Raw genomic sequence first — 21,944 nt, forward strand, 5'->3', positions numbered from 1 at the left:
GAACCGATCAACCTTCATCGGTGATGACCGGCGCTCGGTAGTTATCTACCGAAAACCCGTAAACCGTGGCGGGCTGGATTTCTACGTGAGCCACATTGCCCAACGGACCTTGGCCCTTCGCCACCAATGCCTCACCTGGCAAAATGTAAGTGCGCGGCAATGTCGCCAGTGTGCCTTGTGGCAGCAGTTGCACATCCGGCGCCAGGCGCACTACATAGGCGCTGTCGTTGTGGACGCTGAGCCGGTCCCCGACGCGCTTCCACGTCAATAGCTCCCAGGGCGTGTGGTGACGCGGCAGGCCTTGGGGGTGCAGGATCAGCGGTAAATTCTGCCGCAGGGTGATGCCGATGGTCGCACCACCGGCAACACGCGCCTGGGGTATGCCCTCAAACGACACGCGCTTGAGCCGCTGGGTCTTGAGCGGCTGTTTCAGGGTGCTGATAAAACGCACCAGTTGGGTGTCGCCTGCCTCCACACGGGTAACCGGCGGTGTGACAATCAGTAGCGGCTCCAGGTCTTCAGGCACATTCTCAACAAGGGAATGCAGCAGCGCCGGCCCCGCATCGGTGTTCTTGATACTAAGAGTAGCTTCGCCGTCCTCTTCATAAAGCACCACCACTGTCGTTTCCGGCAACATACCGTCGGCGGCGGCAACAGTACTGAAAAACAGATGCCACAACAGCGCACAACTTATTAAAAACCCACGCACTCAGTATTCCCCTCACTTATGCCGTTGACGATTGGTAATTACGCGCCCATAGAAAAACAGCCAATAAGAAAGGGTCAGTTTCTTGATCGGCTGTTTTGGGTTATTTAGATGTAGCTCAATACAAGCGTGGCGCGCCCATCAATGGAAATGTCGCGGCTTAAATCCAGATCCTGAGCCTTATTGATCACCGCTTTCACCGCAAGCGTGCCGGTCAATTGGCTGATAGCGGCAGGGGTAATCGCCGCTCCATTACGCCAGGAGTACTGGCTGGGCGACTGGGCCACCTTGCCATCGCTGTTGTACCAGGCCCCAAGGCCGGTGCGCATGATCGGAAACAGCGTCGTGCCGGACGACCTGAGGTCCCTGAGAGTGACCGAATAGCCACCGGTACGCCGGGCGCCCACCATACCCAAACCATAGTTCTGTGCTTCGGTGAAACCCGCGCCGAGGATGCCCGTCACCTTGCTGCCCGCTTGTAAATCGGTAAACGTGAGCCCGAACCTGGCAGGCGTGGTGCCGCAATTGATCACCAGCGAAGTGGTCCTCTCTTCGCGCGGGTTGAACGCTGTCTGGGACAATTCGCCGGAGCGAATCGTGCCGTAGTCGATGATGCCACTGCCCGCCAGGCTGAGGTTACAGGCAGCCGGTGTAATCGTGCCCCTGACGACCAACTGCGCACTGGTGGTTGCCTGGGCACTGAGGGTCGCAGCCAGGCACGCCATACCGACGGTTAATCCAATAATCTTTTTCATGTTCGTCCTGTCATTTGGAATTAACAGGCGTTCTTTATTTTGGTTCTGGCGACTCCATCGCCCAACACCTTATTTTCCGTAATACAAAACTATAAATAAATAACACCCAGGCAAAATTGCCGACTGACAGTCTGGTGCCTGGGTGCTTGGTAAAAAAATCAGACAACACGGTATTTACTGTGGCCTCTATTAAGTCTGGAAGCGAATTTATTCCACCAGCAAAGTAGTCCTCTACCTGCAACCGAATCATCTATTACCCCAATTACTTGTAGGCAGTGTCGTACGTAACTTACGACGACATACAGTTAAAACGTCTTACAGTATCGGATTACCTATTCGCTTAAAGTGCGCGAAGCCGCCCTACACTTCCCGGATATTTCCCCGCGGGCAACATCGGGCCAATTACCGAAGCACAACGCGTTGGCGTCAGCGGTCGATCGTGGCACGATGGCAAGGTTATCGACCGAGATCCCCAAACCATGCCGCAATCCCAAGCCAAGAATCTGTCCTTGATCGCCGCCATCGACCTGGGCTCCAACAGCTTTCATATGGTCGTGGCCAAGGCCCAGAACGGCGAGATCCGCATCCTTGAGCGGCTCGGCGAGAAAGTGCAACTGGCCGCCGGGATCGACGACGAGCGCAAGCTCAATGAAGAATCCATGCAGCGCGGGCTCGATTGCCTCAAGCGTTTCGCCCAGTTGATCAACGGCATGCCGCCTGGCGCGGTACGGATCGTTGGCACCAACGCCTTGCGCGAAGCGCGCAACCGCAACGAGTTCATCCATCGCGCCGAGGAAATCCTCGGGCATCCGGTGGAAGTCATCTCGGGCCGTGAAGAGGCGCGCCTGATCTACCTCGGCGTGTCCCACACCCTGGCCGATACGCCCGGCAAACGCCTGGTGGCCGACATCGGCGGCGGTAGCACCGAGTTCATCATCGGCCAGCGTTTCGAACCACTGCTGCGTGAAAGCCTGCAGATGGGGTGCGTGAGCTTCACCCAGCGTTATTTCAAGGATGGCAAGATCACCCCGGCGCGCTATGCCCAGGCCTACACCGCAGCGCGCCTGGAAATCATGAGCATCGAACATGCCCTGCACCGCCTGACCTGGGATGAAGCCATCGGCTCGTCCGGCACCATCCGTGCCATTGGCCTGGCCTTGAAAGCCGGTGGCCATGGCACCGGTGAGGTGAACGCCGAAGGCCTGGCGTGGCTCAAGCGCAAGCTGTTCAAGCTGGGGGATGCAGAGAAAATCGACTTCGACGGCATCAAGCCCGACCGTCGCGCCATTTTCCCTGCGGGCCTGGCGATTCTCGAAGCGATCTTCGACGCTCTCGAACTGCAACGCATGGACCACTGTGACGGCGCCCTGCGCGAAGGTGTGCTCTACGACCTGCTAGGCCGTCATCACCATGAAGACGTGCGCGAGCGCACCCTCAGCTCGCTGATGGAGCGTTACCACGTCGACCTGGAACAAGCCGCCCGTGTGGAGCGCAAAGCCTTGCACGCCTTTGACCAGGTGGCCGAGGACTGGGACCTGGAAGACGGCGTCTGGCGCGAGCTATTGGGCTGGGCAGCCAAGGTGCACGAAGTGGGCCTGGACATCGCCCACTACCATTACCACAAGCACGGCGCCTACCTGATCGAACACTCGGACCTGGCCGGCTTCTCGCGGGAAGACCAGCAGATGCTTGCGCTGTTGGTGCGCGGCCATCGTCGCAATATTCCCAAGGACAAGTTTGCCGAATTCGGTAAAGACGGCATCAAGCTGATCCGCCTGTGTGCGCTGCTGCGCTTTGCAATCCTGTTCCACCACATCCGTGGTACCCAGGAAATGCCTCAGGTCAAACTGCACGCCGATGGCGACAGCCTGGAAGTGATGTTCCCCAAAGGCTGGCTGGATGAAAACCAGCTGACCCAGGCGGACTTCGCCCAGGAAGCGGAATGGCTGACGCGGGTGGGGTTCAGCTTGAACCTGCGCTAAAGCACACTGCAAAACAAATGTGGGAGCGGGCTTGCTCGCGAAGGCGGTGGGTCAGTCAATGCATCTGGTGACTGATCCACCGCCTTCGCGAGCAAGCCCGCTCCCACATGGGATTGAGTATACCTGGGCTAGTTCACCGCCAGAATCGGGCTACCCAACTTCTCCAACAACGTCGCCTGCGCGCTGCGCGGGTTCTGGTTGCCGGTCGGGGTGTTACGCACGTAGCGCCCATCCGACTGCAGGCTCCAGCTGTGGGTGTTGTCGGTCAGGTAGCTTTCAAGCTCCTTCTTGACCCGCATGATCAACTTCTTGCCTTCCACCGGGAAGCAGGTCTCCACGCGCTTGTCGAGGTTGCGCTCCATCCAGTCGGCACTGGAGAGGAACATCTGCTCTTCGCCGCCGTTAAGGAAGTAGAACACACGGGTGTGCTCCAGGAAGCGGCCAATGATCGAGCGCACGTGGATGTTGTGCGACACGCCCACAATGCCGGGGCGCAGGCAGCACATGCCACGCACCACCAGGTCGATGCGCACACCGGACTGGCTGGCCTTGTACAACGCGCGGATGATCTTCGGGTCGGTCAGCGAGTTGAACTTGGCGATGATGTGCGCAGGCTTGCCATCAAGGGCGAACTGGGTCTCGCGGGCAATCATGTCGAGCATGCCCTTCTTGAGCGTGAACGGCGCGTGCAGCAGCTTCTTCATGCGCAAGGTCTTGCCCATGCCGATCAACTGGCTGAACAACTTGCCGACGTCTTCGCACAGCGCGTCGTCGGACGTCAGCAAGCTGTAGTCGGTGTAGAGCTTGGCGTTGCCGGCGTGATAGTTGCCGGTACCCAAGTGGGCGTAGCGCACGATCTCACCGGCCTCACGGCGCAGGATCAGCATCATCTTGGCGTGGGTCTTGAAGCCGACCACCCCGTAGATCACCACCGCACCGGCCGCTTGCAGGCGGCTGGCCAGTTGCAGGTTGGACTCTTCGTCGAAACGCGCACGCAACTCGATCACCGCGGTGACTTCCTTGCCGTTACGCGCCGCATCCACCAGCGCATCGACGATTTCCGAGTTGGCGCCGCTGCGGTACAGGGTCTGGCGCACGGCCAGCACATGCGGGTCTTTGGCGGCCTGGCGCAACAGGTCGACCACCGGGGTGAACGACTCGAAGGGGTGCAGCAGCAGGATGTCCTGCTTGCTCACCACGCTGAAGATGTTCTCGCTGTTTTGCAAAAGTTTCGGGATCTGCGGGGTGAACGGCTTGTATTGCAGCTCCGGGTGGCTGTCCAAGCCGGTGATGCTGAACAGGCGCGTCAGGTTCACGGGGCCGTTGACCTGGTACAGCTCGGATTCGGCCAGGTTGAACTGCTTGAGCAGGTAGTCCGACAGGTGTTTGGGGCAAGTGTCCGCCACTTCCAGACGCACCGCGTCGCCGTAGCGCCGCGAGAACAGCTCGCCGCGCAGGGCACGGGCCAAGTCTTCGACGTCTTCGGAGTCCAGCGCCAGGTCGGCGTTACGGGTCAGGCGGAACTGGTAGCAGCCCTTGACCTTCATGCCCTGGAACAGGTCATCGGCGTGCGCGTGGATCATCGACGACAGGAATACATAGTTGTCGCCAGCGCCACCCACCTCTTCCGGTACCTTGATGATGCGTGGCAACAGGCGCGGCGCCGGGATGATCGCCAGGCCCGAGTCGCGGCCAAAGGCGTCGATACCTTCAAGCTCGACGATGAAGTTGAGGCTCTTGTTCACCAGCAAGGGGAACGGGTGCGTCGGGTCGAGGCCGATAGGGGTGATGATCGGCGAAATCTCGTCCCGGAAATAACGGCGCACCCAGGTCTTGATCTTGGCGGTCCAGTGACGACGACGAATGAAGCGGACCTGATGCTTTTCCAGTTCCGGCAGCAGGATATCGTTGAGGATCGCGTACTGGCGGTCCACATGGCCGTGCACCAGTTCACTGATGCGCGCCAGGGCCTGATGCGGTTGCAGGCCGTCGGCACCGGCTTGTTCACGGGCGAAGGTGATCTGCTTCTTGAGGCCGGCAACACGGATCTCGAAGAACTCGTCCAGGTTGCTGGAGAAGATCAGCAGGAATTTCAGCCGCTCCAGCAAGGGGTAGGACTCATCCAGCGCCTGCTCGAGCACACGGATGTTGAATTGCAGTTGTGACAACTCGCGGTGGATGTACAGGCTGCTGTCATCCAGGTTGGTGACCACAGGCACTGGCGCCGGCGCAGGTGCTTCGGCTACCACCGCAGGCGGTGCAGGCTCCAGCTCCGGCGGGGTTTCGGCGACTTGTTCAACCACCGGGTGAGCGTCTTTTACGGCAACTTCTGAGAGTCCTTCGGTATTCATCGAGTGTTCCTGTGAGGGCTATTGTTGCTCTCTAAGCAATTGGGCGGCGCGGGCGGCGAAGTAGGTCAGAATGCCATCAGCGCCGGCACGTTTAAAGGCAGTCAGGGATTCGAGGATCACCCCTTCACTCAACCAACCATTCTGGATTGCCGCCATGTGCATGGCGTATTCACCGCTGACCTGATAGACAAAGGTCGGCACTTTGAATTCCTCTTTGACCCGGTAAAGAATGTCCAGGTAGGGCATCCCCGGCTTGACCATCACCATATCGGCGCCTTCGGCCAGGTCGGCTGCCACTTCGTGCAGGGCCTCTTGGCTGTTGGCCGGGTCCATCTGATACGAAGCCTTGTTGGCCTTGCCCAGGTTCAGCGCCGAGCCTACCGCATCGCGGAATGGGCCGTAGTAGGCGCTGGCGTATTTGGCCGAGTAGGCCATGATCCGGACATTGACGTGGCCAGCCAGCTCAAGGGCTTCGCGAATCGCCTGGATGCGTCCGTCCATCATGTCAGACGGTGCCACCACCTGGGCGCCTGCCGCGGCGTGGGACAACGCCTGCTTGACCAGTGCGTCGACGGTGATGTCGTTCTGAACATAACCGTCTTCGTCAAGAATGCCATCCTGGCCGTGTGTGGTGAACGGGTCCAGCGCCACGTCGGTGATCACCCCCAGTTCCGGGAAGCGCTCGCGCAGGGCACGGGTGGCACGCTGGGCAATCCCCTCGGGGTTCCAGGCTTCGGCAGCGTCCAGGGACTTGAGTTCGGCCGGAGTCACTGGAAACAGCGCCAACGCCGGAATGCCCAACTCGACCCAATTCGCCGCTTCTTCAAGCAACAAATCAATGGTCAGACGCTCCACACCCGGCATCGACGCCACCGCTTCCCGACGATTTTCACCGTCGAGCACGAAAACCGGCAGGATCAGATCATTCGTGGTCAGTACATTTTCACGTACCAGGCGACGAGAAAAATCATCACGACGGTTGCGACGCAGACGGGTGGCGGGGAACAGGCGATTGGCAGGGGTAAAGCTCACGACAGACTCCTGAGCCCGTGTTTACGGGCGAGCGTTGCAGTTATAAGCGGCCATTATGACGAATGAATGACAGTTGTGCTTATCGACGCGACCTGTAGTCCCATTCGTCATTTGCGTAGGAATTGTTCACTTCGTGACACATCTCGATACTTTCATGAATCTTCGTGAAGGCGTAGGCTGCGCGTTCATTTCGCCAGCACCCTAGACCATGCTTCAACAATTTCTGCATGACTTCGGCTACTTTGCCCTCTTTCTCGGCACGTTCTTCGAAGGCGAGACCATCCTTGTACTCGCAGGCTTCCTGGCGTTCCGTGGCTACATGGATATCAACCTGGTGGTGGTCGTTGCCTTTTTTGGCAGCTACGCCGGCGACCAGCTCTGGTACTACATGGGGCGCAAGCACGGCCGCAAGTTGCTGGCGCGCAAGCCGCGCTGGCAATTGATGGGCGACAAGGCGCTGGAACATATCCGCAAGCATCCGGATATCTGGGTATTGAGTTTCCGCTTCGTCTACGGCTTGCGCACGGTGATGCCCGTGGCGATTGGCTTGTCTGGCTATCCACCGTTGCGCTATCTGGTCCTCAACGGTATTGGCGCGGCGATCTGGGCCGCGGCACTGGGGGCGGCGGCCTACCACTTCGGCGCGGTGCTGGAAGGCATGCTCGGCAGCGTCAAGAAATACGAACTGTGGGTGCTGGGCGCCTTGCTGGTGCTGGGCTTTGGCCTGTGGCTGCGCCGTCGCTTCAAGAATGCCCGCATCGCCCGCCAAGCCTGTGCCGAGGCCAAGGCTCGGCTGGCCAACGAGCCAGCCCCGGTCGAAACCCCTAAGACGCCAACCGAGTAAGCCGGCTTCTGCAACAGTAGAGGCCGATGATACTGAGCAGGCTGTAGCTCGCCAGGCCCAGCCAGCCCAGGTTGCTGGCAGGCCACAACCCCACCAGCGGCGCCAGCCATACCAAGGGCACATTCAGCGCCAGGCGTGCCAGCTCGGCCTTCAGTGCCCATGAGCGATTCTCCAGTGCCACGCCCAGAGTAAACAGCCCCAGCGCCATCGTGCCCCAGCCGAGGACCAGCGCCGAGGTGGGCAAGCCCTCACCGAAATTCATCAGATAGCTGCCAAACCCCACATAAGCCGCAAACTGCAAGGCGATGTAGACCTGTTGGCGCACGTCCAGCGGCACCTCGAATTTGCGGAACTGGCTCAGGTCCGGCTTGGCCATCGGGTACTGGGCCTTGACGTCCGCTGGCCGCCAGCCAGTGCGCATGAACCAGATGCGCAGCTTGTCCCACCAACGCTCAGTACGCCGGGCGTCACTCCAGAGCTGCGCATAAAACTGCAGGTTAGCCCACAGCGGGTTCCAGCTGGCCAGGGGTGTGGTCACGCCAAAAATCACCGGCTCGTTATCGTCTTCCTCCTGGAAGGTGCCGAACAGCCGGTCCCAAATAATGAACACCCCGCCGTAGTTGCGATCCATGTAGAGAGCGTTCTGTGCATGGTGGGCCCGATGATTGGACGGCGTGACGAAAAACCATTCGAACCAGCCGAGCTTGGGAACATGGCGGGTATGGACCCAGAATTGATACAGCAGGTTGAGCGACGCCACGCTGATAAACACCACCAGTGGCACGCCGGCCACCGCCAGCGGCAGGTAGAAGATCCAACTCAGCAGGAAACCGGTGCTGGTCTGGCGCAAGGCAGTGCTGAGGTTGTAGTCCTCGCTCTGGTGATGCACCGAATGAGCGGCCCACAGGATGTTGCGTTCATGGCCCATGCGGTGCAGCCAGTAGTAGCAGAAGTCATAGAACACGAAGGCGAATACCCAGGTCCAGGCACTCTGGGCCGGCAAGTCGAAAAGCGCCAAGTGCTTGAGGGCGAACGCGTAGGTCAGCAGGCCCACGCCCTTGGTGAGCAAGCCGGTGGTGGTGGACAGCACACCGGTGCTGAGGCTGTTGATGGCATCCGCCACTCGGTAGTTGCGCACGCCACGCCAACGGTCGGCCAACAACTCCACCACAATCAGGGCAATAAAAAACGGTACTGCGTAAGGCACGAAGTCCATGGGCTAGTCCGGTCTATTTTTGTTACATCAAGATTAGGTGCAGCGACGTGAGATCCCATTGGCAACAGGTTACAAATTAGTAGACATTTAACGCCATGAATCAGGAGAAATGCCCATGAGCAAAAAGATTGCAGTGATCCTTTCCGGCTGTGGCGTGTACGACGGCGCAGAGATCCATGAAAGCGTGATCACCCTGCTGCGCCTGGACCAGCGCGGCGCTCAAGTGGAATGCTTTGCACCCGACGTTGCGCAGTTGCACGTGATCAACCACCTCACGGGCGAAGAAATGCCCGAATCACGCAACGTGCTGGTGGAGTCCGCGCGCATTGCCCGCGGCGCCGTGAAGGATATTGGCCAAGCCAACGCCACAGACTTTGATGCGCTGATCGTGCCGGGCGGTTTTGGCGCGGCCAAGAACCTGTCTAACTTTGCCGTGGAAGGCGCCGGCTGCAGCATCAACCCGCAGGTGCTGGCGCTGGCTGAAGCCTTTGCCGAAGCGGGCAAGCCAGTGGGGTTGATCTGCATCTCGCCGGCCCTGGCCGCCAAGATCTACGGCCCTGGCGTGACCTGCACCATCGGCAACGACGCCGACACTGCCGCAGCCCTGGACAAGATGGGCGCCACCCACATCGAATGCACGGTAGAGGACATCGTCGAGGACCCGGCGCGCAAGCTGGTAAGTACGCCGGCCTATATGCTGGGCAAGAACATCAGCGAGGTGGCGTCAGGCATCAACAAGCTGGTGGATCGGGTATTGGAATTGACCCACGAGAACGACTGACGCCCTCTTTCTATAGGAGCGAGCTTGCTCGCGAAGAACCTGAGAGCGCCGCGTTCATCCAGAGTACCCGCGTTATCGTTGACGTTTTTCGCGAGCAAGCTCGCTCCTACAGAGGCTTCATCAAGCGGGTGAGGATTCGGTCCAGTGCATTGGCAAACGCCTGCTTGTCCTTTTCGCCGTGGGGCGGTGGGCCGCCGCCCATCTGGCCTTGCTCGCGCAGGTCGGTGAACAGGTTACGCACCGCCAACCGCTCGCTCATGTTCGCCGGGCTGAATTCCTTGCCACGCGGGTCAAGGGCCGTCACGCCCTTCTTCACCAGGCGGTCAGCCAAGGGCACGTCGCTGCAAATCACCAGTTCGCCGGGCACGGCATGCTCCACCAGGTAATCATCGGCGGCATCCGGCCCGCTGGGCACCACAATCAACTTCACACAGGCAAAGCTCGGTTTGATCTGGCTTTGCCCTGCCACCAGCACCACCTCAAACTGGCGCTTGAGGGCGAATTTCACCACTTGGTCCTTGGCCGCCCGAGGGCAGGCGTCGGCGTCGATCCACACGCGCATGCTACGTCGCCACCCGGCGCTTTTCGCTCAGGCGACTACGGCCATACAACACCACAATCGCCAGAATCGCCACGGCCTGCGCGCCCAGCGAATACGCATCGGCGTGAATGCCCAGCCAGTCGAAGTCAAAGAACGCCACTGGCCGCGTGCCAAAGATGCCCGCTTCCTGCAAGGCCTTCACACCGTGCCCGGCGAACACCACCGACAGCGCGCACAGCAACGCGGCGTTGATGCCGAAGAACAGCGCCAGGGGCAGCTTCGCCGAACCACGCAGGATCACCCAGGCCAGGCCCACCAGCAGCACCAGCGCCGTGGCACCACCGGCCAGCACCGCGTTGTGCCCGGCAGGGCCGGCCTGCAGCCACAGGGTTTCGTAGAACAGGATCACTTCGAACAGTTCGCGGTACACCGAGAAGAACGCCAGCACGGCAAAACCGAAACGCCCACCGCCGCCCACCAGGCTGCTCTTGATGTAGTCCTGCCAGGCCGCCGCGTGACGCCGGTCGTGCATCCACACGCCGAGCCACAGCACCATCACACTGGCGAACAACGCCGTGCAGCCTTCGAGTAATTCTCGCTGGGCACCGCTGACGTCAATGACATAGGCCGCCAAGGCCCAGGTGGCCAAGCCTGCCAACAGCGCCAGGCCCCAGCCGAGGTTGACGCTACGCACTGCCGATTGCTGGCCGGTGTTACGCAGGAAGGCAAGGATCGCTGCCAGCACCAGAATCGCTTCCAGGCCTTCACGCAGCAGGATCAGCAGGCCAGAGATATAGCTCAACGACCAGCTCAGGCCATCGCCGCCCAGCAAGCCAGCGGATTCAGTGAGTTTGCCCTTGGCCACATCCAGGCGCTGCTGCACCTGCTCGATAGGCAAGCCGTCCTGCAACGATTGCCGATAAGCCATCAGCGCCTTCTCGGTGTCTTTGCGCACATTGGCATCGACGTTATCCAGGGAGCTTTCCACCAGCTCGAAGCCTTCCAGGTAGGCCGCGACGGACAGATCGTAAGCCTGCTCGTGGTCGCCGTTGCGGAAGGCCGCGAGGCTCTTGTCCAGGGTGGCGGCGGTGTAGTCGAGCAACTGCGCAGGGCCACGCTGAACCTGCGGCGGCTGCGCACGCTGGGCGCGGAATGTTGCCGCAGCGCCAGGGCCGTCAGCGGCGAGCACTTCATTGGGGGTCTGGCGGGCCAGGTCGGCAAGGTTGAATGTCTGCTCGCCTTTGGCGGCGGCCGGGTCGGCGGTGAAGCCAGCGATGTAGGTTGCCAGGTCCCAGCGCTGGCGGTCGTCCAGTTGGTCAGCGAACGACGGCATGTCGGTGCCTTCGACGCCCAGGCCGAGGGTGTTGTAGATCGCGTAAAGGCTCAGGCGATCCAGGCGCGTGGCATCGCGCAGGTTAGCGGGTGGTGGGGTCATGCCCATGCCTGCGGGGCCATCGCCGGCACCTGCTGTGCCGTGGCACACGGAACAATGCTGGGCGTAGAGCGGCGCGCCGCGCGTTGGGTCCGGCGTGATGGCCGGGGCCTGGCTGACTTCATACGCCACGGCCAGCTTGGCGCCCAATTGACGAGCCTGGCGGGCAACGCTCGCGCCGTCCTGGTGGGCAGTGACTGCGGCCAGCAGTTCATCAACGCCCTTTATCAGCTCGGCGCGCTCGGGCTTGTCTGGCAAATCAGCCACCAGCCCCTGCAATACCCCGAGAAACTCCACCTGTTCACGGTATTCCGAGTCATCCACCACCTTGCCCGCCTCCACCGTGGGTGGGTAGTCGGCGCCAATGTAGTCCAGCAAATGCAGGGCTTGTGGTGCGCCCTCGGCGGTCGCGGCCATCAGATTGAAGCTGCACGACAGCAACGCCGGCAGCATCAGCCAGGCGAGAAAGCGGAAAGGGGCGGTCATGAATGAATCTCAAGTGGAAATACGAAGTAACACTATTGTTGAGCTTTAATGGATTCGACTCAAGGTGTTATTTCATATCACTCCAAAACGAGTGTGGGAGCGGGCTTGCTCCAGTCGCTTGGTCAGGCCGTGGCGCGATGCAGGCTGGCAAGGAAACCCGCAGCGCCGACAAACAAGCCAGCAAAGGTACGGTTTACGCGCTTCTGTTGTTTAGGCGTACGCAACAGGCGCAAGACTTTCGAGGCCAACCCCGTATACCCCGCCATCACGATCATATCGACGCTGATCATGGTTGCGCCGAGGATCAGGTACTGGATCAACAACGGCGCCTGCGGGTTCACGAACTGCGGCAGCACCGCCAGCATGAATACCAGCGCCTTGGGGTTGCTGGCGTTGACCAGGAAGCCGCGGAACATCATCGCCATCGGTTTGCCGATGGGGCGTACGGCGGCGTCATCGGTCATGTCCATGGGCAAGGCGCGCCATTGCTTGATGGCCAGGTACACGAGGTAGGCCACGCCGAACCATTTGATCGCATAGAACGCGGTAGACGACGCCGCCAGAATGGCCCCCAAACCACCGGCGACCACGGCAATCTGCATCGCCAGGCCCAGTTGCAGGCCAATGGCGTTCCAGTAGCCACGCACAAAACCGTACTGCAGGCCGCTGGACATCGAGGCGATGGCGCCGGCGCCAGGAGAAAGGGAGATGATCCAACTGGCGAGGAAAAAGGCCAGCCATGTATCGAGAGCCATTGCACACCTCGTAAGGGAGTTAGCGGTTGTGCCTTAAGCTAACTCCAGCGACCAAAGGCTGGCTATAGATTTCTGTAGGAGCGAGCTTGCTCGCGAAGAACGTCAACGATAACGCGGGCAAACTGGATGAACGCGGCGCTCTCAGGTTCTTCGCGAGCAAGCTCGCTCCTACAGGATGTTGGTGCCAGAGCCGGGCCAACGGCGCACCGAGCGCTGGAAGAACAGACTATTGGGCACCTGCACCATCGCGCTGTTGGTCCCAGCTTCCTCGACTTCGATCAGCGTGGTGTAGAGCAAGTTGATCGCCACGACCCGGCCCTTCACGCCCGGCTTGTCGACGGTGTCCACCAACTCGACGATATCACCCAGGCGAAACGGCCCGACGGTAAAGATCAGGATCGCGCACAGCAGGTTGGACAGCACCGACCACATGGCGAAGAACGCCACGGCCGCCACCGCGACAAAGCCCGACAGGGCCGTCCACAGCACCGTGGCGGATACACCCAGGCGGCCCAGCACAAAGATCAACGCACTGCCCATGATCAGCCAGCGCAAGCCGCCGCGCAGGGGCATCAGCAACTGCGGCGGGAACGGGTAGCGCTCACCCAGGCGCGTAAGGCCCTTGGCGACGAAGCGCTGAGCCAAGTAGCCGGCCAGCAGGATCAGCAGGATTTGCACGCCGATCCAGATGGGTTCGATCCATTGCACCGGTACTGGCAATTGCAGCGCTTCCATCAGGACAGCGCCTCCAGCTGCGCTTGCAGGGTTTCGAGCAACTCGAGGGCCTCCATCCAGGTTTCCTCCAATTGCCCCTCGCGCACCTTGAGCTTGGCCTGCTCGGCCAGCAAGTCACGCAGCTCGTCCTTGCGCGCCGCCTCGTACACAGCGCTGTCGCCCAGGCTGGCTTCGATCTTGGCCAGGCGCTCATGCACCTTGCCCAGTTCGGCTTCCAGCTTGTCGGCTTCGCGCTTGTGCGGTGCCAACTGCTGGCGCAGCGCGGCGGCGGCCTGGCGCTGGGCTTTCTTGTCGGTTTTGTCCGGGTTGACCGGCGTGTTGCTGGCCGGCGCGTTGCGCAGGCGGTATTCGGTCAGCCAGCGCGCGTAGTCGTCCAGGTCGCCGTCGAACTCTTCGACCTTGCCGTCGGCCACCAGCAGGAAGTTGTCGGTGGTGCTCTTGAGCAGGTGACGGTCGTGAGACACCACCAATACCGCACCACTGAATTCCTGCAGGGCCATGGTCAGCGCCAGGCGCATTTCCAGGTCCAGGTGGTTGGTCGGTTCGTCGAGCAGCAACAGGTTCGGGCGATCCCACGCGATCAGAGCCAGGGCGAGTCGGGCTTTTTCGCCACCGGAGAAGTTCAGCACAGGCTCGTCGATGCGCGCGCCACGGAAGTCGAAACCGCCGAGGAAGTCGCGCAGGGTCTGCTCGCGCTCGGTCGGCGCCAGGCGTTGCAGGTGCAACAACGGGCTGGCCTTGGCGTCCAGCGAGTCCAGTTGGTGCTGGGCGAAGTAACCCACCACCGTGTTCTCGCCACGAGTGAGGCGACCGGCCAGCGGCTCAAGCTCACCCGAGAGGTTCTTGATCAGTGTCGACTTGCCTGCGCCGTTCGGGCCGAGCAAACCGATGCGGGCGCCCGGCGTGAGCTGCAGCTTGACCTTCTCCAGGATGGTTTTGTCGCCGTAGCCCAGGCGAGCATCCGAGAGGTCCAACAGCGGGCTGGAGATCTTCACCGACTCACGGAAAACAAAGTCGAACGGCGAATCGACGTGGGCCGCCGACAGCTCTTCCATGCGCTCCAGGGCCTTGATGCGGCTCTGCGCCTGGCGCGCCTTGGTGGCCTGGGCCTTGAACCTTGCGATGTAGCTTTCCATGTGCGCACGTTGCGCCTGTTGCTTTTCAAAGGCCTGTTGCTGCTGGGCCAGGCGTTCGGCGCGGGCGCGTTCGAACGCGGTATAGCCGCCACGGTACAGGGTGATTTTCTTCTGTTCGACATGGGCGATGTTATCGACCACGGCGTCGAGGAAATCCCGGTCGTGGGAAATCAGCAGCAAGGTGCCCTGGTAACTCTTGAGGAAGTCTTCCAGCCACAGGATCGCATCGAGGTCCAAGTGGTTGGTCGGTTCGTCGAGCAGCAGCAGGTCAGAGGGGCACATCAGCGCTTGGGCCAGGTTCAGGCGCATGCGCCAGCCACCGGAGAAGTCGGCGACCGGGCGGTCCATCTGTTCGTTGGTAAACCCAAGGCCAGCGAGCATCTTGCGAGCGCGGGCGTCGGCGGTGTAGCCGTCGGCGCTGTCCAGCTCCGAGTGCAGGCGCGCCTGGGCGGCACCGTCCTGGGCTTTTTCGGCTTCGGCGAGGTCGTGTTGCACCTGGCGCAGGCGCAGGTCGCCATCGAGCACGTAGTCGATGGCGATGCGGTCCAGGGTGTCGATCTCCTGGCGCATATGGGCGATGCGCCAGTCGGCCGGCAGCAGGCAGTCCCCGGAGTCCGGGGTCAGCTCACCCAGCAACAAGGCGAACAACGTGGATTTGCCGGCGCCGTTGGCACCGATCAGGCCGGCTTTGTGACCGGCGTGCAGGGTCAGCTCGGCGTCTTCAAGAAGACGTTGCGGGCCACGCTGTAATGTTAGGCTTTGAAGTCGGATCATAATGGCGGCGGAGTCTACCAGCTTCGTTGGCCGCTGGCTTGGGTGTGAATATGTGCGCTGACCTGTGGAGCTTTGCCCTTTCGACCTATGCCCGCCCGGGCGTGGAGGCCGCGTGCCTGCGCTTGCAGGAGCAAGGGGCAGACGTGTGCCTGTTGTTGTGTGGTGCTTGGCTGGAGCAACGAGGTGTGGCGTACAAGCCCGAACGCATTCAGGCACTACAACAGATCGCTCATCCGTGGCGGGTGCAGGTTGTCGAACCGTTGCGACAAATGCGCGTGCAATGGCGGGACTTGGCTCAGCAGGATGCGCAATTGGCATCGCTACGCGAGCAGGTCAAGACACTGGAGCTGGAGGCCGAAAGAACGCTGCTGGCGCGCTTGGAAGCGCTGGCGCAGGCATGGTCGATCAACGAGGTGCTGGGTCAGCAAGAATGGCTTGAAGGCCTGGCGACCGAAGCCGCCAACCTTGACCACGACGCGCTGCTGCAATTGCGCGTCATGGCCGCCAACACTTAGGAAGCGCTGGTTGGGGTGGTGCTTGGCGCTACCGGTGCAGGAGTGCTGCTGGCCGATGCAGTTGGAGCGGTGGCTGCTGCCGGGGTGGCAGTGGGGGCTGCTGGAGTGGCTGGCTTGGCGGCGGCAGGTTTAGCGGCTGGCTTCGCGGCCGGTTTTGCGGCAGCAGGTTTAGCGGCTGGCTTCGCGGCTGGTTTGGCAGCAGCAGGTTTAGCGGCTGGCTTCGCGGCTGGTTTGGCAGCAGCAGGTTTAGCGGCTGGCTTGGCAGCTGGTTTGGCGGCAGCAGTTTTAGCGGCTGGCTTCGCGGCTGGTTTGGCAGCAGCGGTTTTTGCGACTGGCTTGGCAGCTGGTTTGGCAGCAGCGGTTTTTGCGACTGGCTTGGCAGCTGGTTTGGCAGCAGCAGTTTTAGCAGCTGGCTTCGCGGCTGGCTTGGCAGCAGCGGTTTTAGCGACTGGCTTGGCAGCTGGCTTGGCAGCAGCGGTTTTAGCAGCTGGCTTCGCGGCTGGTTTGGCAGCAGCAGTTCTAGCAGCTGGCTTCGCGGCTGGCTTGGCAGCAGCAGTTTTAGCAGCTGGCTTCGCGGCTGGCTTGGCAGCAGCAGTTTTAGCAGCTGGCTTCGCGGCTGGCTTGGCAGCAGTTTTAGCAACTGGCTTGGCAGCTGGTTTGGCAGCAGCAGTTCTAGCAGCTGGCTTCGCGGCTGGTTTGGCAGCAGCAGTTTTAGCAGCTGGCTTTGCAGCTGGTTTGGCAGCAGCCGTTTTAGCAGTTGGCTTGGCGGCTACTTTTGCAGGCGTACGAGCACCCAGTGCTTTAGCTACGGCTTCCTTCACACGGCCAACGCCCTGAGCCAGTTTCAGGCTTTCTTGAGCGTCTTTTTTGAGTTGGGAAATGTAGCTGCGGGTTTCGGCTTGGCGATCCTTGAGAGCATCCAGCAGCTCTTCAAGTTCTTTGACCGCGCCTTTGGCTTTGGCTTGGGCCTTGGACTTGCCGGCAGTGGCAGCGTCTTGCAGTTTGGTACGGGACTTGTGCAGTTTTTCTTGCGCTTTACCGCGTTGCTTTTCCAGTTTGGCGAGCAGTTTTTCTGCATCAGCCAAGGCTTGGGAGCACGCGCTTTCCAGATGTTCGAGCAGGCTGCCCGAAAGTTGTTGGAGCAAGTGCAACGGGGTATTTACAGGCTTCTGTTTGGCCGACATGGTTTACCTCCTGGCTGACGTGGGTGCGGCTCATACTAGCCCTCTGCTCTTACCGCCGCTAGGGCATGTTGACAGTATCCTTTGCGTTGCGTTGCACCGTGCGAAAATTCTTATCGATATAACGGAAAACCGCGCCACTTTTTACGCCCTCGCACTGGCATAATCCGTCGCACTTTCGCCGGGAGAATGCCCATGTCGCGTTACCTTTTTCTAGTGTTCGGCTTGGCGATCTGCGTGGCCGATGCAAGCGAGCAGCCCTCGTCAAACACTACCGCCGTAGCCCCGCACGACCTTGCCTATAGCCTGGGCGCAAGCCTTGGCGAACGGTTGCGCCAGGAAGTCCCCGACCTGCAGATACAGGCCCTGCTCGACGGACTCAAACAAGCCTACCAAGGCAAACCCCTGGCGCTGGATAACGCGCGCATCGAACAGATCCTCGCGCAGCACGAAGCGCAGAATGCCGCCGACGCCCAACTGCCGCAAAGCGAAAAAGCACTGGCTGCCGAGCAGCAATTTCTCTCAAGGGAAAAAGCCGCCGCCGGCGTTCGTCAGTTAGCCGACGGCATCCTGCTCACCGAGCTGGCAAACGGCACTGGCAACAAGCCGTCGGCCAGCGATGAAGTACAGGTGAAATACGTGGGCCGACTGCCTGATGGAACCGTCTTCGACAAAAGTACGCAACCGCAATGGTTTCGCCTGGACAGCGTGATCAGCGGTTGGAGCAGTGCATTGCAACAGATGCCGGTGGGTGCAAAATGGCGCCTGGTAATTCCTTCGGCACAGGCCTATGGCGCAGACGGCGCAGGTGAGTTGATCCCACCCTATACGCCGCTGGTGTTCGAAATTGAACTGCTCGGTACTCGCCACTGATCCATAAAAAACGGTGCGACATGCGCACCGTTTTTTTATCTCGCCATCAGGTTCAGGCCTGGGTGGCGGGTTCTTCTTTGTGAGCGTTGTGCAGCACTTCGATCAAGCAATCTTCCAGCTCGAAACGCTCATGCAACAGCGCGCCCAATTCTTTGAATTTTTCCGCAACACATTTCCCGGCATCACACAGGTCGGTGAACGCCAGCAGCTTTTCAGTAATCACATCGATGCGCGGATAAATCGTCTCTGCCAACTCCAGACCACGCTGATCATCGAAGGCTTCGGCCTCCTTGGTCAGTTGCTCATAGACGCCGAAATGTCCGGCAGACACGTAGTCCACCAGCACACCGCAGAAATCTTGCAATGTCTCGCGATTCTCGGCCAACGCTTCGGGCTTGGCGCCGAGAGCATCAAAGGCCCGAACCAGTTCGTGACGTGCCTTCAACCAGCTGTCGATCAGCTTGTGCACCCCACCCCAGCGTTCCTGAGCATTCTGACAACTTTCCAACATGATGATCTCTCTTCCCTATTGGGGCGCCGCAGCTCTGTACCTGCGCAACACTTCAAGGATGAAGCAGCAGACGGACAAGGCCGCGTCTGACAAGCGGTTTGGATAACGCGTGCGGGCCAGATTATGCCCGCATGACTATGGCTTCAAGGTACGCAGGAGAGAATGTTCATACAAGTGTTTAATCCGCTCCTACAACCTGAGTCTCGTTTTCAAGGCATTGCGAGGCGCAAATGCCTGCCGAACAACAACCGTGACACCTGCATGAGCCCCAGGATCAGCATCGCCACGAAGAACAACAGGCTCCACTCAGGCAGGCTCAAGTCAAACAGCGTCCAGTTGATTTCGACACAATCGACCGTGCCATTGAACACCGAGCGCATTGCCTGCCAGACAGACAGGTTTTCAAGCATGTGCTGCAGGCTGGGCCAGCAATCCCCCACCTGACTTGCCGGCCTGTTCTGCAACAGCACTTGCCGGCCTGCGGTGATGGCGCCCAGCAACGCACAGCCCATACTCGCCAGCCCGTACAGGCAAAGGCCGGAACGCCCAGGCTTGTGAAGCACGGCAATCAGGTTGATCAATGCAAAAGACGCGAGGAACAGGCGCTGTACCTGGCATAGAAAACAAGGTCGTAGCAGCGCGCCGTATTGAAGGTAGAAAGACGCGCCCAACGTCAGCGCACCCGCCATGAACGCCAGGAAAAACAAAGAGCGTAAAGGGGCCAAAGACATTGTTTATCCGCACTGCAAGAGATAGGTCGCTACGGTAGAGGAAAGGCCCGATCCCTTTCAATACGCCCTAGAGCAGACATTTCCTCGAAAACATAAGGACATCCCGCCACGAGCCCGAGGAAATTCAGTTACAACAAGTAGGAATTAGCAACAAGGCCAGTTAAACCGAGTGTTTGCAGGGTTTTAAGGGTCCGGGGGCGGATCGGTCCGAGCCAATCCACTCACCCTTTCCTACTTCAAACTCGTGCAGGCACCGGCAGCGGCGAGGACAGCAGACGATTGTCGAGCAAGCCCAAGCCTTCCTGAAACAGCTGGTTGCTGCGTTCGGTGTCGCCCAATTGGGCCAGCAGGCGAGCCAGTTCGGCGCAGGCTTCGGGATTGCGCTGTACTTGCAGGCTGCTTTCCAGATAATCGCGCGCCTTGCCCCACAGACTGTTTTGCAGGCACAGACGGCCCAGCGTCAGCAACAGGCTGGCATCGCCTGGATGGTCCTTGAGCCAACCTTCGGCAAACTTCAATTGGCGCGCAGGATCACTGCCGCGCAGCAGGCCATACAACCGAATCAGGTGACTGTCATAACCGCGCTTGAGCGCACCACGCAGCACTTCTTCGGCCTTGGCATCGGCGCCCAATCGACGCAGTTGATCGGCATACGCCAACACCAATTGTGGCTGCTGGCGCTGGGCAGCGGTCAGTTGCTCCCATGCGCGCTCCAGGGACTGTAACCCCGCCTCGCCTTGCTCTTCACGCTGGGCAGCCAGGCTCAGGTTCTCGCCCCAGGCGCGACGTTCCAGCTCAGCCAGCTCATTGGCAGGCAAGACTTTGTCCTTGCGCAGCTCAGGCAACAGGCGAATCACTGAAGACCAATCGCCACGCTGCTGATGCAGGCGTTGCAGCTGACGCAGCACTTGCGCGTTATGCGGATGACGCTCATGCATCGCCTGAAGAGTGACCAGGGCACCTTCCGTATCGCCACGATCCATCTGCAATTGCGCATGGCTTAGTGCAATGGCCAGTTCGGCCTGGGGCTGGCGCTCCAGCGCGCGCTCCAGCAAACCGTCGGATTCCTCATAACGGCCCTGTTCATTGGCCGCACGGGCGGCACCGATGTAATACAGCAGGGGTTGACGCTCTGCTTCGGCGGCGCGGTGCAGGTGGCGTTCGGCGCTGGCCCAGCGGCCCTCGGCGAGGTCCATCTGGCCTTGCTCGATAGCAATCTGCACACGACGGCTGCGGTTGCGTCGTGACCAAGGGTTGACCACGCCACCGGATGTGGTGACCAGGCTCCACAACACGCGGATCAGGTAAATCGCCAGGCCAATGGCGAACAGCGCCACCAATGTCGCCCACAGGCTTGATTCGTAATGCAGCAAGTGAGGATAGGTAATCAACACGTAGCCGGTGTGCTTCGAAATGCCCACGCCCAGGGCCAGGGCGACCGCAATGGCGAGCACCAGGATCACATAGAAACGCTTCATCAGCTCTACTCCTGGGTCGCCGGTTTGCCAGCCGAGGCCTTGGCTTCGTCGGCAGACTGATGACGACGTTCGAGGTACGCCTGCACAGCGGCCAGGCTCGCGGCCAAGTCAGGCGTGACCACCGACACGGCCTTGGGCTCGAGCTCAGCGATACGCGCCAGCATCGCCTTGCTCTGCGGGTTGTCCTGGTTGAAGTTGTCCTGCAACACGCTGCGCGCTTCTCCCAGCGAGCGGCTGTACACCGCCGCCTCGCCGTTAAGCGCAGCCCACTGGGCTTGCTCCAGCGCCAGGCTCAAGGCTAGCCGCACTTGGTTCAGACCTTGGCCTGCCAACAATGGGCGGATGTTGTCATCCGGGTTGAAGTCGATGCGGAAGTAACGGGAAATCTGTTCCCACCACTGGCTCAACTGGTTCTGGGTATCGCTGGTGGGACGCCCCTGGGAGGCGGGCTCGGTGAGCTGATACTCCGGGGCAATCGCTGCAAGCTGCACCACTTGGTCACGCAAGGCGGCCAGTTGCAGGTACAGGCCGGTACGGTCCGGTTGCTCGGTGCTGCGCAGCGCGGCTAGGCTCTTGGCCAGTTGCTCACGTGCGGCGAAAGACCCTGGGTCGCTCTGCTCGCGAAGAATCTCGTCGGCACCCTGGACCAGCGACTGGGCGCTGTTGATATCTTGCAAGGCGGACAAACGCAAGCTGGCCAGACGGATCAGATGCTCGGCTTCGGCCAGGCGCCAATCCTTGCGGCTGGCACCCAGCACGGTTTCCAGACGCTGGTTGAGGCGCTGCTGATCACCCTGCAACTGCGTGACCAGGCGGCGGCGTTCTTCCAGCTCATCCGCACCCGGCAACTGCGCCAGGCGGGCGGCCAACTGTTGCTGGCCTTGCTTGAGGCTCTGGGACTGGTCATCCAGGGTCTGCACCTGGCCCAGCTGGTGCTGGCTGCTGGCTTGCAGGGCACGGACCTGCCAGATCCCCCAACCGCCGGCGGCTACGCCCGCAGCGCCCAGCAGCAAGGCGACGATGGCCAGGCCATTGCCACGGCGTGGCGCGCTGACCGGTGTCTCGACCGGCGCATCAAGCGCGGGCTGAGCTTCATCTTTAGGCAAGGCTGTTTCGCTCACGTATCCGT

At 60.7% G+C, this 21,944-nt stretch carries 20 protein-coding genes; 5 read left to right on the forward strand and 15 right to left on the reverse strand.

Annotated features, from left to right (window positions below; genetic code table 11):
- Positions 1–7 precede the first annotated feature (7 nt).
- A complete protein-coding gene (locus ACWHXD_RS30060) occupies positions 8–709 on the reverse strand; it encodes a fimbria/pilus chaperone family protein (RefSeq protein ID WP_499084968.1) in 702 nt (233 codons plus the stop codon).
- Between the two features lie 104 nt (positions 710–813).
- Positions 814–1,461 (reverse strand): DUF1120 domain-containing protein, encoded by a 648-nt coding sequence (locus ACWHXD_RS30065; protein ID WP_032894588.1) that lies wholly within the window; start codon positions 1,459–1,461, stop codon positions 814–816.
- Between the two features lie 479 nt (positions 1,462–1,940).
- On the opposite strand from ACWHXD_RS30065, the gene ppx reads away from it, so the two are divergent.
- Positions 1,941–3,443 carry an exopolyphosphatase gene (gene ppx / locus ACWHXD_RS30070; RefSeq protein WP_003195352.1) on the forward strand — a complete coding sequence of 501 codons (1,503 nt, stop codon included), beginning with the start codon at positions 1,941–1,943 and terminating at the stop codon, positions 3,441–3,443.
- A gap of 128 nt (positions 3,444–3,571) precedes the next feature.
- On the opposite strand, the gene ppk1 is transcribed toward ppx, so the two are convergent.
- Together ppk1 and hemB are read right to left on the reverse strand one after the other, a co-directional pair.
- Positions 3,572–5,794 (reverse strand): polyphosphate kinase 1, encoded by a 2,223-nt coding sequence (ppk1, locus tag ACWHXD_RS30075; RefSeq protein WP_138762019.1) that lies wholly within the window; start codon positions 5,792–5,794, stop codon positions 3,572–3,574.
- Positions 5,795–5,812: 18 nt separating this feature from the next.
- Entirely contained in the window at positions 5,813–6,826 is a 1,014-nt protein-coding gene (hemB, locus tag ACWHXD_RS30080; RefSeq protein ID WP_032894586.1) for a porphobilinogen synthase, read from the reverse strand.
- Between the two features lie 208 nt (positions 6,827–7,034).
- Between hemB and ACWHXD_RS30085 the strand changes: the two genes are divergently transcribed.
- Positions 7,035–7,670 (forward strand): DedA family protein, encoded by a 636-nt coding sequence (locus ACWHXD_RS30085; protein ID WP_032894585.1) that lies wholly within the window; start codon positions 7,035–7,037, stop codon positions 7,668–7,670.
- On the opposite strand, the gene ACWHXD_RS30090 is transcribed toward ACWHXD_RS30085, so the two are convergent.
- Positions 7,651–8,886, reverse strand: coding sequence for a sterol desaturase family protein (locus ACWHXD_RS30090; protein WP_138762018.1), 1,236 nt, complete (start codon positions 8,884–8,886; stop codon positions 7,651–7,653). The genes ACWHXD_RS30085 and ACWHXD_RS30090 overlap by 20 nt on opposite strands.
- 115 nt (positions 8,887–9,001) lie before the next feature.
- Between ACWHXD_RS30090 and elbB the strand changes: the two genes are divergently transcribed.
- Positions 9,002–9,667 (forward strand): isoprenoid biosynthesis glyoxalase ElbB, encoded by a 666-nt coding sequence (elbB, locus tag ACWHXD_RS30095; protein WP_032894583.1) that lies wholly within the window; start codon positions 9,002–9,004, stop codon positions 9,665–9,667.
- A 106-nt stretch (positions 9,668–9,773) separates the two neighbouring features.
- Here the strand turns inward: elbB and ACWHXD_RS30100 are convergent, their stop codons facing one another.
- The 5 genes from ACWHXD_RS30100 to abc-f all read right to left on the reverse strand — a co-directional run bounded on the left by ACWHXD_RS30100 (position 9,774) and on the right by abc-f (position 15,526).
- Positions 9,774–10,229 (reverse strand): YaiI/YqxD family protein, encoded by a 456-nt coding sequence (locus ACWHXD_RS30100; protein WP_032894581.1) that lies wholly within the window; start codon positions 10,227–10,229, stop codon positions 9,774–9,776.
- A gap of 1 nt (position 10,230) precedes the next feature.
- Positions 10,231–12,126, reverse strand: a complete 1,896-nt coding sequence (locus tag ACWHXD_RS30105; protein WP_032894580.1) for an FTR1 family protein — start codon at positions 12,124–12,126, stop codon at positions 10,231–10,233.
- 122 nt (positions 12,127–12,248) lie between these two features.
- Complete coding sequence (locus ACWHXD_RS30110) at positions 12,249–12,881, reverse strand: LysE family transporter (RefSeq protein ID WP_005792425.1); 633 nt, start codon at positions 12,879–12,881, stop codon at positions 12,249–12,251.
- A 168-nt stretch (positions 12,882–13,049) separates the two neighbouring features.
- Positions 13,050–13,616, reverse strand: coding sequence for a mechanosensitive ion channel family protein (locus ACWHXD_RS30115; protein WP_003195372.1), 567 nt, complete (start codon positions 13,614–13,616; stop codon positions 13,050–13,052).
- Positions 13,616–15,526, reverse strand: a complete 1,911-nt coding sequence (abc-f, locus tag ACWHXD_RS30120; protein ID WP_003195374.1) for a ribosomal protection-like ABC-F family protein — start codon at positions 15,524–15,526, stop codon at positions 13,616–13,618. The genes ACWHXD_RS30115 and abc-f overlap by 1 nt, the downstream gene beginning before the upstream one ends.
- Before the next feature lie 50 nt (positions 15,527–15,576).
- On the opposite strand from abc-f, the gene ACWHXD_RS30125 reads away from it, so the two are divergent.
- Entirely contained in the window at positions 15,577–16,041 is a 465-nt protein-coding gene (locus ACWHXD_RS30125; RefSeq protein WP_032894577.1) for a TIGR02444 family protein, read from the forward strand.
- On the opposite strand, the gene ACWHXD_RS30130 is transcribed toward ACWHXD_RS30125, so the two are convergent.
- Positions 16,038–17,225 (reverse strand): AlgP family protein, encoded by a 1,188-nt coding sequence (locus ACWHXD_RS30130; protein ID WP_138762015.1) that lies wholly within the window; start codon positions 17,223–17,225, stop codon positions 16,038–16,040. The genes ACWHXD_RS30125 and ACWHXD_RS30130 overlap by 4 nt on opposite strands.
- A gap of 192 nt (positions 17,226–17,417) precedes the next feature.
- Here ACWHXD_RS30130 and ACWHXD_RS30135 point away from each other — a divergent pair, with 192 nt between their 5' ends.
- A complete protein-coding gene (locus tag ACWHXD_RS30135; protein WP_138762014.1) occupies positions 17,418–18,095 on the forward strand; it encodes an FKBP-type peptidyl-prolyl cis-trans isomerase in 678 nt (225 codons plus the stop codon).
- A gap of 52 nt (positions 18,096–18,147) precedes the next feature.
- Here the strand turns inward: ACWHXD_RS30135 and ACWHXD_RS30140 are convergent, their stop codons facing one another.
- From ACWHXD_RS30140 to ACWHXD_RS30155, 4 genes are all read right to left on the reverse strand, one after another.
- Positions 18,148–18,606, reverse strand: coding sequence for an Rsd/AlgQ family anti-sigma factor (locus ACWHXD_RS30140; protein WP_032894575.1), 459 nt, complete (start codon positions 18,604–18,606; stop codon positions 18,148–18,150).
- Between the two features lie 209 nt (positions 18,607–18,815).
- The gene (locus ACWHXD_RS30145; RefSeq protein WP_098950062.1) at positions 18,816–19,337 is read right to left on the reverse strand and encodes a disulfide bond formation protein B; all 522 of its coding nucleotides are present in this window, start codon (positions 19,335–19,337) and stop codon (positions 18,816–18,818) included.
- A 236-nt stretch (positions 19,338–19,573) separates the two neighbouring features.
- The gene (locus ACWHXD_RS30150; RefSeq protein ID WP_032894573.1) at positions 19,574–20,815 is read right to left on the reverse strand and encodes a heme biosynthesis protein HemY; all 1,242 of its coding nucleotides are present in this window, start codon (positions 20,813–20,815) and stop codon (positions 19,574–19,576) included.
- 5 nt (positions 20,816–20,820) lie between these two features.
- The gene (locus ACWHXD_RS30155; RefSeq protein WP_032894572.1) at positions 20,821–21,936 is read right to left on the reverse strand and encodes a uroporphyrinogen-III C-methyltransferase; all 1,116 of its coding nucleotides are present in this window, start codon (positions 21,934–21,936) and stop codon (positions 20,821–20,823) included.
- Between the last annotated feature and the right edge of the window lie 8 nt (positions 21,937–21,944).

It is taken from the genome of Pseudomonas fjordensis (assembly GCF_976987115.1).

Bases quoted from the DNA above. Each gene is read 5' to 3' on its own strand.
- ppk1 (WP_138762019.1), bottom strand. From the start codon at position 5,794: ATGAATACCGAAGGACTCTCAGAAGTTGCCGTAAAAGACGCTCACCCG.
- ACWHXD_RS30135 (WP_138762014.1), top strand. From the start codon at position 17,418: ATGTCGCGTTACCTTTTTCTAGTGTTCGGCTTGGCGATCTGCGTGGCC.
- ACWHXD_RS30110 (WP_005792425.1), bottom strand. From the start codon at position 12,881: ATGGCTCTCGATACATGGCTGGCCTTTTTCCTCGCCAGTTGGATCATC.
- ACWHXD_RS30125 (WP_032894577.1), top strand. From the start codon at position 15,577: ATGTGCGCTGACCTGTGGAGCTTTGCCCTTTCGACCTATGCCCGCCCG.
- ppx (WP_003195352.1), top strand. From the start codon at position 1,941: ATGCCGCAATCCCAAGCCAAGAATCTGTCCTTGATCGCCGCCATCGAC.
- ACWHXD_RS30150 (WP_032894573.1), bottom strand. From the start codon at position 20,815: ATGAAGCGTTTCTATGTGATCCTGGTGCTCGCCATTGCGGTCGCCCTG.
- ACWHXD_RS30065 (WP_032894588.1), bottom strand. From the start codon at position 1,461: ATGAAAAAGATTATTGGATTAACCGTCGGTATGGCGTGCCTGGCTGCG.
- ACWHXD_RS30130 (WP_138762015.1), bottom strand. From the start codon at position 17,225: ATGTCGGCCAAACAGAAGCCTGTAAATACCCCGTTGCACTTGCTCCAA.
- ACWHXD_RS30085 (WP_032894585.1), top strand. From the start codon at position 7,035: ATGCTTCAACAATTTCTGCATGACTTCGGCTACTTTGCCCTCTTTCTC.
- ACWHXD_RS30140 (WP_032894575.1), bottom strand. From the start codon at position 18,606: ATGTTGGAAAGTTGTCAGAATGCTCAGGAACGCTGGGGTGGGGTGCAC.
- elbB (WP_032894583.1), top strand. From the start codon at position 9,002: ATGAGCAAAAAGATTGCAGTGATCCTTTCCGGCTGTGGCGTGTACGAC.
- ACWHXD_RS30145 (WP_098950062.1), bottom strand. From the start codon at position 19,337: ATGTCTTTGGCCCCTTTACGCTCTTTGTTTTTCCTGGCGTTCATGGCG.
- ACWHXD_RS30115 (WP_003195372.1), bottom strand. From the start codon at position 13,616: ATGGAAGCGCTGCAATTGCCAGTACCGGTGCAATGGATCGAACCCATC.
- ACWHXD_RS30090 (WP_138762018.1), bottom strand. From the start codon at position 8,886: ATGGACTTCGTGCCTTACGCAGTACCGTTTTTTATTGCCCTGATTGTG.
- ACWHXD_RS30105 (WP_032894580.1), bottom strand. From the start codon at position 12,126: ATGACCGCCCCTTTCCGCTTTCTCGCCTGGCTGATGCTGCCGGCGTTG.
- ACWHXD_RS30100 (WP_032894581.1), bottom strand. From the start codon at position 10,229: ATGCGCGTGTGGATCGACGCCGACGCCTGCCCTCGGGCGGCCAAGGAC.
- abc-f (WP_003195374.1), bottom strand. From the start codon at position 15,526: ATGATCCGACTTCAAAGCCTAACATTACAGCGTGGCCCGCAACGTCTT.